Genomic DNA, 14702 nt, shown 5'->3' with positions numbered 1-14702 from the left:
ATTTTTAGAGTAGGCTTTGAAAGACTAAAGAGATGCTTATCTCAGCCTTTAGATAGATTAAAAGAGCTTTTAGAGTACCTGAAGCTCTTACTAAGAAAAAAAACACGTTGTAGGTGTGTTTTAAGAGTGGTTTAAAAAAAATGTCCTGTACAGAGGACAGAACGTGTCCCTGAATTAAAGTACATCGCCAATTCCTAATCCTATTGACAAACTAGCTTGAGAATCAAAGTTTACCAGTAACACACGTTGCTATGAAATACGGTTATATAAATGTGTAACGATTACACATATACATAATCTGCAGAACTTATAATATTTTATTTAGATTTATGTTAAAACAATTCCTTGTTATACTACAACATCTTTTAAACGTAATTATCCTTAATAAAGGACCAAAGAGACAATGACGATTTCTAATACCTTAAATGGCTGTTGCAGCTGCTATAATTACACGCGGGCAGAAAACCCAATAAAGAATATAACGCATACCTGGTATTTACCAAGCGGAGGTAAAACCCATCTTATTCGCCATGATGACAAAATAGAGTTTCTAAACATACAGGGCAAAGAAAAAACCAGCACCTTTACTAATCTAGCTGATATACCCACAGTTTTTTCTTCTCCAGAAGAATTTATTGAATTCATGATAGAAATGGATCCTATTTTTGACGCTAATGGCAAATTAGAGTTCACTGATACAGAAAAGCTTCATGTATGGAAAGTAAAGTATGAAAATCCTGTTGAGCTTGTTACCGCCGTCAATGAGTTATATCTTAAAACCATGTCCGATAAAGTAACTGTACTAAGAAAATTTTCTGCATCAGATGAGTTGTTATTAGAAGAGCAGGTGAGTTGGGCTAAAGAAAGATATCCCCATGTTTATGGTCAAAAAGACAGTTGTAAGTTCTCATTTGAAGAGAAAATAAAAGAACGAAAAAGCGCCATAGATAAGAAAACCCTCATAGACATGGATCATTGGTGTGTAACCATGTTCAATTCTGATACAAGTGGTATTTGGGAGGCTTACCTTCCTTGCACTTGGATGGGGCATGCGCTGCTTGTGGTGGAAACAATTGAGGAAGGAAACTATTTTGCAAGACAGATAGATCTAGTAAAAGACCAAGAAGGAGATGCAAACGTTAGACTTTTTGAACTTCCTAAACATTTAACAGAAAGGTATGTAAAAAACTATGCAAAATCTGAGACCCATAGAAGACCTAAAGAAGACATTCAAAGAATGATAGATCAAATCTGGCGAAAAGTTTGTAATCAAAAGGAAGGTAATCCTAGCGTGTTTTTTTAAATCGACGGGGATAAGCGCCCTTTCTGGGAGAGATTTTGTGCTACAAACGACTATTCTATAAACGATCCAGATTTTTTAAATAAAGGAAGCGATGTTGCTAATTGCGCAAAATTTTGTGTTGAAGCAATGGAAGTGGCAAATATAAAACCTCTTCTAAGCTCAGGATGCGTGCTTAGCAATGAAGTGTTTAAAACACCAGTACTCTATACAGGATCTAAAGTTAAAGCAGTCATGCAAGAATCTCTTATGATTACTTTACAAACAGGATTATATTCAGGAATAAGCGCTTGTGCTGCTTGGTCTATAGTCGGCTTGAACAGCTCAGTTTGGGGCGTTGTGGGTTTGACTACATTTAACGTAGTTGGTCCTATAGCAGCGGTGTCTGCTTTGACTGGTGGTCTTATAGGTACTCTATGCGGTGGCTTATCATGGGTTCCTCCAACTTCTTTTAATAAAGGCAAGATGATAGCTGCCTCTATAGGGGCTGTAGGCGGTGGAATAGCTAGTTTAGCACGGGTTGCAATGAAGTATGAAGAAAACAATCAAAAGACAATAAAGCCATTACTCCTTAAAAAGGATAAATAAAAAAATGACTACAAATATAAAAACCGCTCTACATCAAGCACAAACATATAAAGACTTGTTTTCTATTGCTGACAAGCTATGCGCAGGACTTTCTTCTTGGGGATATCAATACGCTAGTGTTACACCCCAATCATCGCTATATCATGGCACAATTGCTATTGGTGCTGTAGCTGAAAAAGCTTTGAAAATTAGACAAGGAATGGAAAAAAATGGAGTCAAATTTACCCCAGAAGAGAAGCGTAATATTAGCAAGTTATCTAAACAAATTTCCCATTTATATACAAAAGATATAGTCAATTGCAAGCGGGCAGATAGATTAACAACCCTATGTAGATTTGTCATGAATATTCTTTTTTGGGTCAACCATCACTCTAAATGGCCTTCTTATGAAAAGCAGTTACAACAACCTTTATCGATCAGCTTAAAAACAGCTGTGAATAAAGCACAAAACTATCAAGAACTACTTCCTATTGCTAATGAACTGCATGCAGGACTTTCTTGGTGGGGATATCAATACGCTTATGTACCAACCTCTACATCCATCGACAAAGAGGTGATCTACAAAGGAAGAATTGCAACTGGTGCTACAGCTAAAAAAGCTTTGAAAATTATACAAGAAATGGATAAAAACAAAATGGGATTTACAGAAAATGAAGCAGACTGCGCTCTCCCGTTTTGTAAAAAAATTTACTGCTTGTATGTTGAGGATAATAGCCTTTGTAACCAAGCCAACTGGTTAACAGCCATATTTAGATCGGTTGTACGAGTAATTTTTTGGACAGATCATCAATCTAAATGGGGCGATATTCTCCCAACAAGAAAATATGAGACCTATCCAGATATTATATGCAAAAAATTAACTGGATCTATAGGAGGATGGACAGAAGCATTTGAAAAAAGTATATTCAATTGGGAAGACCAAGGAGCCACATACATTCCATTTCCCAATGGACTTTGATTGGTGTAAACATTTAATGCCTTTCATCACAAGAAGCTTTCTTTTACACTTAATGCACTGCAAACTTATGGGGTCTCTTAGAGACCCCTAAGTAAAGTTTATCTACGAAACAACCAATCTGTAGTACGTGAAATTGAAGAATTAGGATCTCCAAAAAAATGGGGTGATTCAATTGATCTATTTGCAGCTCTCTGAATAGAATTTTGCGTGCTATTTGTTGAATAGTTAACAGCCCTTTGTATATTTTGTGGTGGAATATTCGGACTGTTATTTATAACAACTTGTGCTAATGCAGGCGTTACTACTTCTTTGACTGTTGTTAGACTTTGATTTACTAAGCTCTTTGCTGCCGCCATCTTAACTTCTTTTCCAGCATATCTGGCTGCTAATGCATTTCCTTGTCCAGGATTTCCAATAGGGAAGACCATAATTATTTCCGTGTGTAATTTTCATTTCAGATTGACTTCTTAAAAATAGTCTAAGAAGATTACCTTGATTCAAGGCAGATCTTTTATATAAGATTTAATTCATTAAAATCTATCTTATTAGGTGATATGATCAATGATTTAAGTCAGAAGCCCAGGGCGATTCCCTGACTATTTTTCCACTTTTCTCGACCTGTTTTACCTTCGGAGGTGACATTTCTGAAATCATAATCGTGTTCTTCAATGTTAAGTGTGCCTTTTTCTGCATGAATCCAGTTTATTTTTGCCTCTTCTGTAGACACCAGTATATAAAATTCTGGGTCGAAGGAGATCAAAAACGTACTTATCATGAATGTGATTAAAGAAACTCCAATTAAATTCCAACCCACTTGCGAAGGAACTTTCTTAAGAAGAGTCCATCCGCGTTGCCTCTGTTCTGAGGATTGATAAGGATTAAGGGTAAGCCTAAAGCCATTGATTATTAAGTCACCAACAGAAGCAGTTAGAAGGACAGCTCTTACTGCAAGAGATGTGCCGAATGCAATAAATACAGGACCTCTAATCCATTCTGTTTTTGCTGTATGTATATACAGCTTGGTAAATATTTGACATTGAGCTTGATAATTCCATTTTTCAAAACGAGTAATAGGAGTAGTCATTTAGATACCTTTAATTCATCAAGGGGCTATTCCCTGACTATTTTTCCACTTTTCTCGACCTGTTTTAGCTCTTCCCGTAGCACAGTTTGACTCACGTTCGTAGGTTTGGCTATCCATTGTACCTGCTTCGGCGTGAATCCAATCTACTTTTGAATGCTCTGCACACGACAGTATATAATATTCTGTATCAAAGGCGACTCTAACAGAATTTATTATTAACATAGCTAAAGAAGCTCCAATCAAATCCCAAGTAAATTGCGAAGGAACTTTATTAAGAAGAGTCCATCCGCGTTGCCTCTGTTCTGAGGATTGATAAGGATTAAGGGTAAGCCTAAAGCCATTGATTGTTAAGTCACCAACAGAAGCAGTTAGAAGGACAGCTCTTACTGCAAGAGATGTGCCGAATGCAATAAATGCAGGACCTCTAATCCATTCTGTTTTTGCTGTATGTGTATACAATTTGTTAAATATTTGATATTGAGCTTGATAATTCCATTTTTCAAAACGAGTAATAAGAGTAGTCATTTAGATACCTTTTGTTTTTATATTAGATTAGTTCTTGAATAGGTAACATTTCATATTCTTTCTTGTTTCTAGTATAGTTTTTTACCATGAACCTATCTTGAATTGAATATTAATTTTCGCTATGATGCATGATCTTTTTATTTTTTAACCAAAGACAGATGACATGAGCAAGCAAGGATTAAATGAAGAACAGTTTAAAATACTCGAACCCCAAATGGAAAAATGGGTAAATCGCAATCATTATGGAAGAAAATTAGCGCCTTGGAGACCTGTAGTGAATACTATTTTCTGGGTGCTCCGTACAGGAGCTCCTTGGAAAGATGCACCTGGAAACAAGGAATTTTCTCATCCTTCAACAGCACATGCGTGGCTTGGAAGAATGCAATCCGCTGGGTTTTTAGATCAATTTTTAGAAGAGCTTCTTAAGATTGCAGAACAGCTAGGATGTATTGATGCCCAGAGACTCTCAGTAGATGGTTTTTTTTTCCAGAGGACGCGGAGGAGGAGAGCTTGTTGATTATGGGTACAAAGGTAAAGGCGTGACATCGCATTTACTGGTGGAAAAATCAGGAAGGCCTCTTGCAATTACTTCTACATCAGCATCCAGAGATGAGAAAGAACAAGTGATTCCTCTGCTTAGTAAAGTTGTTCCCTTCATTAAAAAAGTATGGAATCAGGGAAAAGCACCCATACTTGAAGCAGATAAAGGTTATGACTCAGAGCAAACACGTATCGATGTCCTTTCCTATAAGGTTTTTCCTCTGATAGCACGGAAAAGAAACACCAAGGGATATAAGATAAAAGGTATTTGCTACCTTGAAAAGCAACGTTGGGTCGTTGAGAGAACGATTTCTTGGTTAAAGACAGGCTTTCGTCGCCTTACAGTGCGCTGGGAAAGAAAGGCAGTATATTGGAATGGTCTATTAATGTTTGGACTACTTGGCTATTGGATGAATTTCTTAAGTCGGCAAGTATCTTTAAAACAATAAATTTAATTCAAGATAGGTTCATCTGTCCTGATTTTCCTAATGATACTGTCATAAAAAACTCCAAAGTTTAGATATAAACTGTTTAAAAGATATTGCAGTATAACAAATAACTATTTTAACAAAAAGTAAAAAAAACCTATAAGAAGTCTTAAAAATCGATTGCAAGAGCAGCTCAGGACTAAAAAAAAGCGGAAAAGCTAAAGCTCTAGTCCAAATGCAATGCATTAATTATTTTGTTAGTTTAGCAAAGTAAATGAAGTCTTAAATGCTATGGATCATTAAGTTCCGTCATAGAAAAGACGCAGGGCTAAAAGAAGAAAAAAACCGCCGTTTGGGGTTCGGGCAATGGCTACAATAACCTTGTTCTCAATAGGTGGGATCGCTTCCTAAAAAACTTATAGAAGTTGTTTAGCGTCATGATCCCTTAAATATTTACTTATCGTTAATGCGCTTTTCAGTTGCTCGGGTATCCCCAACAGCGGAGAAACTTTGAAAGGGATTATAATCGTAGATCTTATTTAAAAAAAAGTTAAATTATACATCGGGCAGACCTACCATGTCTCTTAAGGCTTGTTTGCTCACCTCTCTGCCAATGACAGAAATGGATTCTGTTAAGGGTATATTTTTGGGACAGACTCTTACGCAATTTTGTGCATTTCCACAACCGCTGATACCTGATTCATCCATTAGAGGCCGAAGCCTATCTGCTTTTGCTAATTTCCCAACAGGGTGCGCATTAAAAAGACGCGCTTGAGATATGGGGGCTGGTCCCATGAATTGCGAGTTAGGATTGACTTGAGGACACGCTTCTGTGCAACAACCACAAGTCATACAAGTAGATAAAACATACATAGCCTCTTGTAATTCAGGGCTGATTTTAGGCCCAAAGCCTCGATCTAAAGCATCATCTACGTCTATCCAAGCACGTACTTTTTTTAAGTTTTCAAACATACTTGTACGATCTACGACTAGATCTTTCATGAGAGGAAATTTTGTTAAAGGAGCCACTGTAATGCAAGAGCTGCCTGTTGCTTGTAATAATTGGTGAGCAAGAGCTGTGCACCCTTGACGAGGACGACCATTGATTAACATAGAACAAGAACCGCATACCTCTTCTAAGCATCCCTGTTCCCAAGCAATCGGCGTAACCTTTTCTCCTTTTTTATTAATAGGACACTTTTGTATCTGCATTAACGCTGAGGTGATATTAAAAAAAGGCTTCAATTCTAATTCAAATTCTTCCCAGTATTGCTGATCAGCAATCCCACGATACACTTTTAAAGTGAATGTTTTTTCCATGATCTCTCACAAAGGCAATACGATGTTTGTAGGGACATTCTCAAACTCAGGAATGACTTTTTTAGCTTTGCTGTAATCACGCCCTATCGGTTTTAAATAGCGCAAATCAACCGGTCTATAGCTGATTTCTGGCTCTATATCTTGATAGGCAGCTATCGTCGTTTTTAACCAATTCTCATCATCTCGATGAGGAAATTCAGGTTTGTAATGGGCTCCTCTAAACTCATCGCGTAAAAGAGCTCCTTTTGTAATCACTAAAGCAATCTCTAACATATAAGAAAATTGATTGGCAAATACATAAGTTTGATTCAAACAGGTTCCCTTATCATCTAAACAGATATTTTGATAACGCTTACGAATCTCTTTGATAGCCTCTATTGCTTTTGTCAGATCTTCATTATTGCGCTTGACCGTAACGTATTTAATCAATACATCCGATAACTCCTCATGCAATTGATGGACATTCTCAGGTCCATTGCGCTGCATGAGATCTTGTTTAAAAGCTTCTTCTTCTTGCAGGGCTTGTGAAAAAATAGTGGTGGGTATGTTTCCATAGCTATGCTCTAGCGTGTCCAAATAACGAGGTACTTCTATCCCAGCTACTAGTCCAGAAAAAATGCAAGAGAGTAGAGAATTAGCACCCAGACGATTGGCACCGTGATATTGGAATTCTGATTCCCCTACATTGAAACAACCAGGGATGTTCGTCATTTGTCTAAACCTCTGCAGTCGATCGGGATCATCAGCAGCTGGCCAATCCACCCATGCTCCTCCCATCGAATAATGCACTGCAGGGAAAATGCGCATCGGCACTTTGTGCGGATCATCTCCGGTAAACTTTTCATAGATATCTAAAACAGAAGCAATTTTATGTTGGATTTTTTCTGAAAGATGCGACACATCTAAATAGACCTGCATTTTTTGATCAATCCCTAAACCCATTTCACAAACACGCAAGATCTCTCTTGCTCCAATATCACGAGGAACTAAGTTCCCAAAAGCAGGATAGAGCTCTTCTAAAAAATACCAAGGTTTTCCCGTTTCGCCACAAGGAAGGGTTTTACCCTCTGCATTAGCAATTGTTTTAGAGCTATCTCCCCAAACCCAAATTCTGCCTCCTTCTCCACGAGAAGACTCTGAAATCAAACGCATTTTATCTTCCGCAGGGATCGCAGTAGGGTGAATTTGAATAAATTCCCCATTTGCATAATACATTCCCTGCTTGAATAACCTGCCATTAGCAGCTCCGCTGCAAAAAGTAGAGTTTGTGGACTTCTTAAAAATTAATCCCGGTCCTCCTGTGCCAAAGACCACCGCATCTGCTTTTAATACGCTCAGCTCTAAGTTAAATAAGTCCATTAGCACAATGCCTCGTGCTCTGCCTTCATTATCAAGAACAAGGCGCATGAACTCGTGAGTCTCGAATTTTTCTATTCTGCCTTGTACTTCATAGCGACGCACCTGCTCATCTAAAGCATAAAGCAGTTGTTGACCTGTAGAAGCTCCGCAAAAAGCTGTTCGATGATATAGGGTCCCACCAAAGCGTCTAAAATCGAGATTCCCTTCTAAGGTTCGATTAAACGGACATCCAAAACGCTCCATCATGCGAATAATACCAGGCGCCGCTAAACACATCTCTAAAACAGGCGGTTGATCAGCTAAAAAGTCTCCCCCCTTAATCGTATCGTAGGCGTGAATGAAAGGAGAATCCTCTTCATTTTTTAAATTCATCGCCGCATTAATTCCACCTTGTGCACAAACAGAATGTGAGCGTTTTACTTTTGTCACCGAGACAATTTTGACATGACAGCCTTTTTCTGCTAGTTTCATAGCAGCAGATAAACCAGCTAGTCCCCCTCCAACAACAATGACTTCTTTTCCCATTTTTCGCTTCGACATATCTTTTAAGATGTTAAATTAAACCAGTACGTTCCCCACACCGCAGCTAATCCCAAAAAGGCAACAACAGCCATCATACTAACAGCAACACATACCCAAAATCTCTGTGCAGCCATTTTTAAGACCCATCCCCAGGTGATCAGAAAAGTCCAAAAGCCATTAAAAGCGTGAAAACAAGCTGCTAGCACAAAAATGGTATAGAGACCTACATAAATCGGACTTTTGAAAGTATCACGCACGGTAAGCAAGGTAGCTGTACCAAAATCTTTGGCTACAGCTACCACTTCTGAGCCCGAGAGCTTTTGTTTTTTTAGAGCAAGCGCCCAATTCAGTCGTTGTTTATAGCTCTGCGTAGCATTTAGCAAAAGAGCCTCTTGTTCATTATATTCGATAAAAGGTCCTTTCCATAAACTATGTTGCTGTTTAACCTCTTGAGCTGCTTGCATAACCCTTTCTTCAGCATTGCGATTTTCTAACATCGCTTGTTCTTCTAAAATCTGATTTTCATCATACAAAGCCACTTGCATACGATCAGCTAGTGTATATAACCCTTTATCTAACGTGACATTTACCAAATAAAAGGTTTGCGATCCCAAATTCACAGAATTCGGATATTCTATAAAACGAAATTTAGCCACATGTAAAATGATCCCTACCAATAAGATCCAAGAGGTAATTCTTTGCCAGGTATAGGCTTTATTTCTTCCATAGTTTAAATGGGGATTTTGCTCTTTTGTAGAATAAGAGTTAGCCTTAGAAGTCATTAAATATCTAACACCCCAAAACATATGGATAGCAAAAGGAACCGCTAATAGTCCTAGTTCAATCGCTTGAAGATAAGGCAGATTGTGCAGGCTATTTACCATCTTCACAAATCCACGCCCATCCTCTCCTACCCAAAGAGCTGCCTGGGAGTTAGTCAATAAATGTTCTAATAGAAATAAGACGAGCCAAAGCCCCATTAAAGAGTGAAGTCTACGCCAAATAAAAGATTTAGGTACCACTGTTACAATCTCCAAACATCAAAGATTGTATTAAATAGATCAGGTAACTTTTACAAAAGGAAAAATTCCTCAAAAACGAAAAAACTTTTCCGCACTCTCTTTAGTTGTTTTAGCCACTTCTTCTATGCTGATTTGTTTTAAGTAAGCGATCATCTTAGCTGTTTCTGGAAGAAACCCAGGTTCATTAACTTTTCCACGATAAGGCACTGGCGCTAGATAAGGAGCATCTGTCTCTATGAATAAACGCTCTAAAGGCACATATTTTACGACCTCTTGCAACACTTGAGACTTTTTAAAAGTGACAATTCCACTAATCGATAAGTACCATCCAAGCTCTAGTGCTTTTTTTGCCTCTTCTAAACTACCTGTAAAACAATGCAGTACGGCAGATACCCCATCTGCTATAGCAAACAAATCAGCAAATGCATCACGACAATGAAAAATTATCGGAAGATCCATTTTGCGGCTTAAATCCAGATAACGCTCTAAGTATTTTTTCTGCATCTCTTTGGGAGAGTGTTGATAGTGATAGTCTAAACCGGTTTCACCAATAGCGATGAGCTGCTTTTGATAAACCGCTTGTTCTACAAAAGGGAAAAAACTTTCTCCCTCTTTTTCTACATCATGCGGAGTAGTAGCTGCTGCATTAAATACCCAAGGGTTTTTCTCTCTTAAAAGAAGCCCTGCTTTTAGACTTTCTTCATCTGTGCAAATGTTGACGATCTTATCGACTCTATTGGCTTGAGCACGCGCTAAAATCTGCTGTGTATCATTTACCAGTGTGTCACTTGTAAGGTGAGCATGTGTATCTATAAACATAAAAAACCACCCTAGAAGCTTAACTAAATACAGTTGTCCGGAAATTCCGGACAACTGTATTTAGTTCGCCTTCATTAAAAAATATTTTTTCTAAGCTAGAATTATTTGCTGTCTATGTTCTTTATGTCTAGAAAATGATGAAGTTTTTTTCCAAGCTATCCGATCTGCAGCCTATTAAGCTCTTTTTCTATATCGTTGTTGATCTTCTGCACTTCAACAATTACAGGGTCTAATAATCTTTTAAATAGATCTAAAGATTTGTCCATTGTCTGCATAATTTGACCACTTTCTTCCATCTTTTTTTGTAGATCCCTCACAGAGATGTTTCCACTTTTTGTAGCAACTTCAGGAAACTCTTCATTAGCCGATGATAAAGCACGGGCTTCATCTAGAAAATGAGAATAAGCATTCTTTAGATCAGCATGTGATTTTTTATGGAAATAATGGTGTGTGGTGCTTAAGTTAATACTTTTGAGTAAACTTCTATCCGCTTTTGATAAAGGTTTTTCGTAAAACTCCTGTATAGCTGAATAAAATCTGTTTAAACTATGCGTGCGAGTGTCTCCTTCTAGATGAAGAAAACTCACAGTTCTAAATAGGTTTTTAAATAACTTTTCCATGTTTAACAAGGTTTCTACTTGTATAAACTTTTGCAGAGAGTGTTTAGTTGCTTTCTGAGGGGTTTCTAACGAAACCTTCATGAGCTGCAAATAGCTTTTTATCGAACCAAAAATTGCTAATAGCCATCCATCTTCTAAGTCTTTGATATGAATAAGCTGATCTAAGGATATAAGCTTCTCTAATGCTCGATCCATTTTAGGGATCAGTGAAGATTTGATAACAGGAAGTTTTCTAGGCTTTACAGCTATTGCATTGATGTGTTTCTGCAGGTCGCTTAAGTTACTCTTAAAAAGTTCTACAGAATTTTGTGCAGGCGCTTCTGAAAGCTTAGTAATCAATTCTAAGGTTTGGTAATACTTTTCAAAAGCAAATTTCATTGCTTCCTGTACATTTTCTTTATTTATCCCAGGTTGAGAAAGCATTTCTAATAAAGAAAATGCTTTTGGGGTAGCGTTGTTATATGCAAAATACAACCTATAATCTTCTGGGTAATGAAACCAAAGATGCACCCTTACCTCTTCTAAGAATTCTTGCTCCTCTTTAGAAAAAGGCTTTTGAGTCTTTGCTTCTAACGTATTTGCCAAAAAGGTTAAATTATGAGAATCCGCTATTATTCCGGTTTTTTGGAAGATTTCTTGGCTAAGCATTTGCTCCACAGCAAAATGGCAATGAATTAAGCTGCTGCGAAACCCTAATACTACATGATCTATTCTATTCTCATATATTGCTTGTGCCATCTGTTCTAATGCAGCTGCCCCTAATAAAGCGTGATCGTATACCTCTTTACCTTGTTTTCGATGTAAATAGGGTTGTATCTGTTGTAAGAGGCTTTCTACAGATTGGCTTAAAACACCATTTAACTGCTTGTTTTTTGCCTTATTACTTAAATAGGATTGAATCTGCTCACCTGTATAAAGCTTAGGTGTATACGTAGATGAACTAGAAGGTTGCTCAAATAAAGCAATAGACCCCTCTTCTTCATCTAAAGAAACAGGTTCTTCTTCATCTGAAAAATCTAAAGGTCTTTGTGGGGTTTTGGAAGCTTTAGAGGAAGAAACCTTGCATTCAGCTACAAACTCTCTTTCTAACATCTCATCAAACTGATTGATTGACAGCTTAAATCTTTCTCCTTTCCATCGAGCCTGCTCTTTAGCTATGCCAGTATCCATATGGTTGATTAAAAAATGAATACGAGAAAAGTCTGCCTCTAATAAATGCATATTAGTAGAAAGCTCTTGTTGAATGACTTTTGCATTTTTTTCAATAAGTTTTTTTTGATGTATAAAATAAGCTTCTGTTTCTTTCACATGCTTTAAGGTAGTCATTTGTTCTTTTAAAGTGCTATGTAGCTGTTGATTAAATCGAGCATCTCTTTCTATCTCACTAACGCCCTGCTCTGTTAGTTCCTTATATAGAACCAGAAGGCTATCCATTACAGCCTTAATGTTAAATCCTATATTGTGTTCCCCTCGTTCCTTCTTGATCTGCTCTTCTTTTTCTTTACAGATAACTAGAACCTTAGCTACTTCAGTTTGCTGTTCCTCAAGTTCTTTTAATCGCGCTTTATTTCCCTCAATATACTCTATTAAAGAAATGAACTTTGCTTGTAAAAAGGGAAGTACTTTTTTTAGTTTGTAGGAAAGCACTTTGATGGAAAGATCTTTCCTTGGAAGATTTTCCAAGGTGTTTTTTAGCGTCTGACCAATGTTTGATGCTTGGCTATCATTTGAAGCTTGAACATCTTCTAAGAGCTGTTCAACCAACCATTTAAAAATCCCTTCAAACAACTCATATTGGTACTTTATGGGTTTTTGTATATCGCGAGTAATGGTGATTTTTTCTAATTCTATAGGAAAAGAGTGTAAAAACTTGTTATTCATCAAAAAATCATATTTAGATTGAAATTCTTTAAGCTGCTTCTGTCTTTTTTCAGTTAATAAAAATTTATCCCAAATTTGGTTATCTAATGGAACAGATGGATCATCAAAACTTTTTAAAATGTGAATCATGTTTAAAATAGAAGGAAAAGGCAATTGACTGTTTTTCAATATCCATGCAAAAAATTGTTCTTTATAGATCTGATTTAACGTAACCGTTTCGTTTTTCTCCCAATCGTTGGGAACTTGGAAACCTTTTACAGGTTCATAGCCTGGAGCTTTTTGAATATATTCAAGACCTATTTCTATTGGGCTTTCTGGAAGTTTATGCAAAAGTGAGACAAAAAATCCCCCCGTTTTTTGATCAATAACAGAACCATATTTACTTGAAATTAAAGTTATTGTTTCTTCTTCGGTGTCTTGTTTTTTTAATTTAAGAAGTTCTCTAGTAAATTCTAAAGGTTGAACAGCTTTGTCGAGCATTTTCTCGGTAAAAAGCCCACTGATTTTTTGACATAAACAACCCATAATAATTTTTACTTTGGGATCAGCAACATTCTGAGCCAAATTACTCGAAGACACGGAATTCATAGAAACGGTCATATTTTTTCCTTTTAAGTTTAGCTCTGAGTAGATGGAGAAAAGATAATAAGAACAATTAAGAGCGAAATAGTAATTAATACTTACTATTATAAAACTAATAATTATTAATATTCAATATGAACTAATTATTATACTTTATAACTTAAATAATATTTTAGTAATAATTTACTAACTCTTTTATTTGTAAATAGATAACTAAATAGAATTAACTAAAAATGCTTTAAAAGAGGGGAAATTTGAGGTAAATCGACCTCAAAATGCAGATAAAGATCGATGCAATGCACCTCATGGACTTTAAGTCTTAATGCTTTAACATTAGAGGCTGTTTTTATAGGTTGAGCTAATAAATCGATAGTAAAAAAAGGATCCACGGTTTCAAACAAGTAGCCATGCACAAAGTCGGTTCCTTGGAAAGAAGAAGAAAACTCCTGCTCTACTAAATGCTTCCAATTACGGTCTTTACGATGACCCCAATTAGAGACTTTTTTGAGCATCTGCTCTTTTGTACGAACCCAGCTAAAATGATGCACCATGGGCTTTTTGTTTAAGCTTAAGCACATCCGTTTTTTATCCGGACAAGCAACAAAATAGGTACCGGCTCTTTCTTGTGGATGCATAAGGGCTTGTAGGTTTTCTTTGGTTTTTCTTAAGAAAAGAGGTGTGTCTTCCCAAGTGGTAGCTCGGTAGGAGCTACTCCGGAAATACCAGTAATTCGCAAGCCGTATCGCTGTGTATTGAGTGTAGTCAAAATGCTCTAACCACTCTCTAAAACTGCTGGTATCTATAATTTCATCGCAATCGAGAAAGAGCGCATATCGAATCTCTTTTTTTAAAAAGAACCCACCTATCAGACGGGATAAGTTATGCCAATAATGAGGATCATTTTTCTTAGAGACATCAAAGGGAAACTCGATGAATTGCACGTGAGGAAAAAGCGCATAGATTTTTTGTAAAAAAAGAGGATCTTCTTTTTCACCGTTAAACATATGATCACAAACAGGGATAATAATTTGGGAGGAAAATTCTTGAACAACCTCTATACAAAGAGAGAGAAAAGCAAAGTCATAACTACAAAAATTGATAACCGTTCCTATCGAATGTTCAAGATTGACAAATTTCTTTTTTTCCATTATCTA

Annotated in this window: 14 protein-coding genes; 5 read left to right on the top strand and 9 right to left on the bottom strand. The window is 36.8% G+C overall.

Annotated elements, in window-relative coordinates; all coding sequences use genetic code 11:
- Positions 1-403 precede the first annotated feature (403 nt).
- From RHTP_RS00605 to RHTP_RS00595, 3 genes are all read left to right on the top strand, one after another.
- Complete coding sequence (locus tag RHTP_RS00605) at positions 404-1303, top strand: hypothetical protein (RefSeq protein WP_138106110.1); 900 nt, start codon at positions 404-406, stop codon at positions 1301-1303.
- Between the two features lie 132 nt (positions 1304-1435).
- Complete coding sequence (locus tag RHTP_RS00600) at positions 1436-1888, top strand: hypothetical protein (protein ID WP_138106109.1); 453 nt, start codon at positions 1436-1438, stop codon at positions 1886-1888.
- 4 nt (positions 1889-1892) lie between these two features.
- A complete protein-coding gene (locus tag RHTP_RS00595; protein WP_138106108.1) occupies positions 1893-2846 on the top strand; it encodes a hypothetical protein in 954 nt (317 codons plus the stop codon).
- A 98-nt stretch (positions 2847-2944) separates the two neighbouring features.
- Here RHTP_RS00595 and RHTP_RS00590 read toward each other — a convergent pair whose 3' ends face one another.
- The 3 genes from RHTP_RS00590 to RHTP_RS00580 form a co-directional block, all read right to left on the bottom strand.
- A complete protein-coding gene (locus RHTP_RS00590; RefSeq protein ID WP_138106107.1) occupies positions 2945-3274 on the bottom strand; it encodes a hypothetical protein in 330 nt (109 codons plus the stop codon).
- A gap of 143 nt (positions 3275-3417) precedes the next feature.
- Positions 3418-3930 carry a hypothetical protein gene (locus RHTP_RS00585; RefSeq protein WP_138106106.1) on the bottom strand — a complete coding sequence of 171 codons (513 nt, stop codon included), beginning with the start codon at positions 3928-3930 and terminating at the stop codon, positions 3418-3420.
- 18 nt (positions 3931-3948) lie between these two features.
- Positions 3949-4455, bottom strand: coding sequence for a hypothetical protein (locus RHTP_RS00580; protein ID WP_138106105.1), 507 nt, complete (start codon positions 4453-4455; stop codon positions 3949-3951).
- A gap of 163 nt (positions 4456-4618) precedes the next feature.
- Here RHTP_RS00580 and RHTP_RS00575 point away from each other — a divergent pair, with 163 nt between their 5' ends.
- Both RHTP_RS00575 and RHTP_RS00570 read left to right on the top strand, forming a co-directional pair.
- Entirely contained in the window at positions 4619-4972 is a 354-nt protein-coding gene (locus RHTP_RS00575; protein WP_138106104.1) for a transposase, read from the top strand.
- Positions 4929-5444 carry a transposase gene (locus RHTP_RS00570; RefSeq protein ID WP_138106103.1) on the top strand — a complete coding sequence of 172 codons (516 nt, stop codon included), beginning with the start codon at positions 4929-4931 and terminating at the stop codon, positions 5442-5444. Before RHTP_RS00575 ends, RHTP_RS00570 begins: the two co-directional genes overlap by 44 nt.
- Before the next feature lie 534 nt (positions 5445-5978).
- Here the strand turns inward: RHTP_RS00570 and sdhB are convergent.
- From sdhB to RHTP_RS00540, 6 genes are all read right to left on the bottom strand, one after another.
- Positions 5979-6743 (bottom strand): succinate dehydrogenase iron-sulfur subunit, encoded by a 765-nt coding sequence (sdhB, locus tag RHTP_RS00565; protein ID WP_138106102.1) that lies wholly within the window; start codon positions 6741-6743, stop codon positions 5979-5981.
- 6 nt (positions 6744-6749) lie between these two features.
- The gene (gene sdhA, locus RHTP_RS00560) at positions 6750-8642 is read right to left on the bottom strand and encodes a succinate dehydrogenase flavoprotein subunit (RefSeq protein ID WP_138106101.1); all 1893 of its coding nucleotides are present in this window, start codon (positions 8640-8642) and stop codon (positions 6750-6752) included.
- Between the two features lie 5 nt (positions 8643-8647).
- Complete coding sequence (locus RHTP_RS00555; RefSeq protein WP_244609499.1) at positions 8648-9646, bottom strand: succinate dehydrogenase/fumarate reductase transmembrane subunit; 999 nt, start codon at positions 9644-9646, stop codon at positions 8648-8650.
- A 69-nt stretch (positions 9647-9715) separates the two neighbouring features.
- Complete coding sequence (locus tag RHTP_RS00550) at positions 9716-10465, bottom strand: TatD family hydrolase (protein WP_138106100.1); 750 nt, start codon at positions 10463-10465, stop codon at positions 9716-9718.
- 155 nt (positions 10466-10620) lie between these two features.
- A complete protein-coding gene (locus RHTP_RS00545; protein ID WP_138106099.1) occupies positions 10621-13566 on the bottom strand; it encodes a hypothetical protein in 2946 nt (981 codons plus the stop codon).
- Between the two features lie 209 nt (positions 13567-13775).
- Positions 13776-14696 carry a hypothetical protein gene (locus RHTP_RS00540; RefSeq protein WP_138106098.1) on the bottom strand — a complete coding sequence of 307 codons (921 nt, stop codon included), beginning with the start codon at positions 14694-14696 and terminating at the stop codon, positions 13776-13778.
- Between the last annotated feature and the right edge of the window lie 6 nt (positions 14697-14702).

Origin of the sequence: Candidatus Rhabdochlamydia sp. T3358, from assembly GCF_901000775.1 — a bacterium.
In the GTDB taxonomy this organism is placed as follows: domain Bacteria; phylum Chlamydiota; class Chlamydiia; order Chlamydiales; family Rhabdochlamydiaceae; genus Rhabdochlamydia.
Note: the sequence above shows the minus strand (reverse complement) of the source record. Positions and strands in the feature narration are given on the sequence as shown.

Coding starts and splice junctions, on each gene's coding strand:
- RHTP_RS00580 (WP_138106105.1), bottom strand. CDS start 4,455: ATGACTACTCTTATTACTCGTTTTGAAAAATGGAATTATCAAGCTCAA.
- RHTP_RS00570 (WP_138106103.1), top strand. CDS start 4,929: ATGGTTTTTTTTTCCAGAGGACGCGGAGGAGGAGAGCTTGTTGATTAT.
- sdhA (WP_138106101.1), bottom strand. CDS start 8,642: ATGTCGAAGCGAAAAATGGGAAAAGAAGTCATTGTTGTTGGAGGGGGA.
- RHTP_RS00540 (WP_138106098.1), bottom strand. CDS start 14,696: ATGGAAAAAAAGAAATTTGTCAATCTTGAACATTCGATAGGAACGGTT.
- RHTP_RS00550 (WP_138106100.1), bottom strand. CDS start 10,465: ATGTTTATAGATACACATGCTCACCTTACAAGTGACACACTGGTAAAT.
- sdhB (WP_138106102.1), bottom strand. CDS start 6,743: ATGGAAAAAACATTCACTTTAAAAGTGTATCGTGGGATTGCTGATCAG.
- RHTP_RS00605 (WP_138106110.1), top strand. CDS start 404: ATGACGATTTCTAATACCTTAAATGGCTGTTGCAGCTGCTATAATTAC.
- RHTP_RS00590 (WP_138106107.1), bottom strand. CDS start 3,274: ATGGTCTTCCCTATTGGAAATCCTGGACAAGGAAATGCATTAGCAGCC.
- RHTP_RS00595 (WP_138106108.1), top strand. CDS start 1,893: ATGACTACAAATATAAAAACCGCTCTACATCAAGCACAAACATATAAA.
- RHTP_RS00545 (WP_138106099.1), bottom strand. CDS start 13,566: ATGACCGTTTCTATGAATTCCGTGTCTTCGAGTAATTTGGCTCAGAAT.
- RHTP_RS00575 (WP_138106104.1), top strand. CDS start 4,619: ATGAGCAAGCAAGGATTAAATGAAGAACAGTTTAAAATACTCGAACCC.
- RHTP_RS00585 (WP_138106106.1), bottom strand. CDS start 3,930: ATGACTACTCCTATTACTCGTTTTGAAAAATGGAATTATCAAGCTCAA.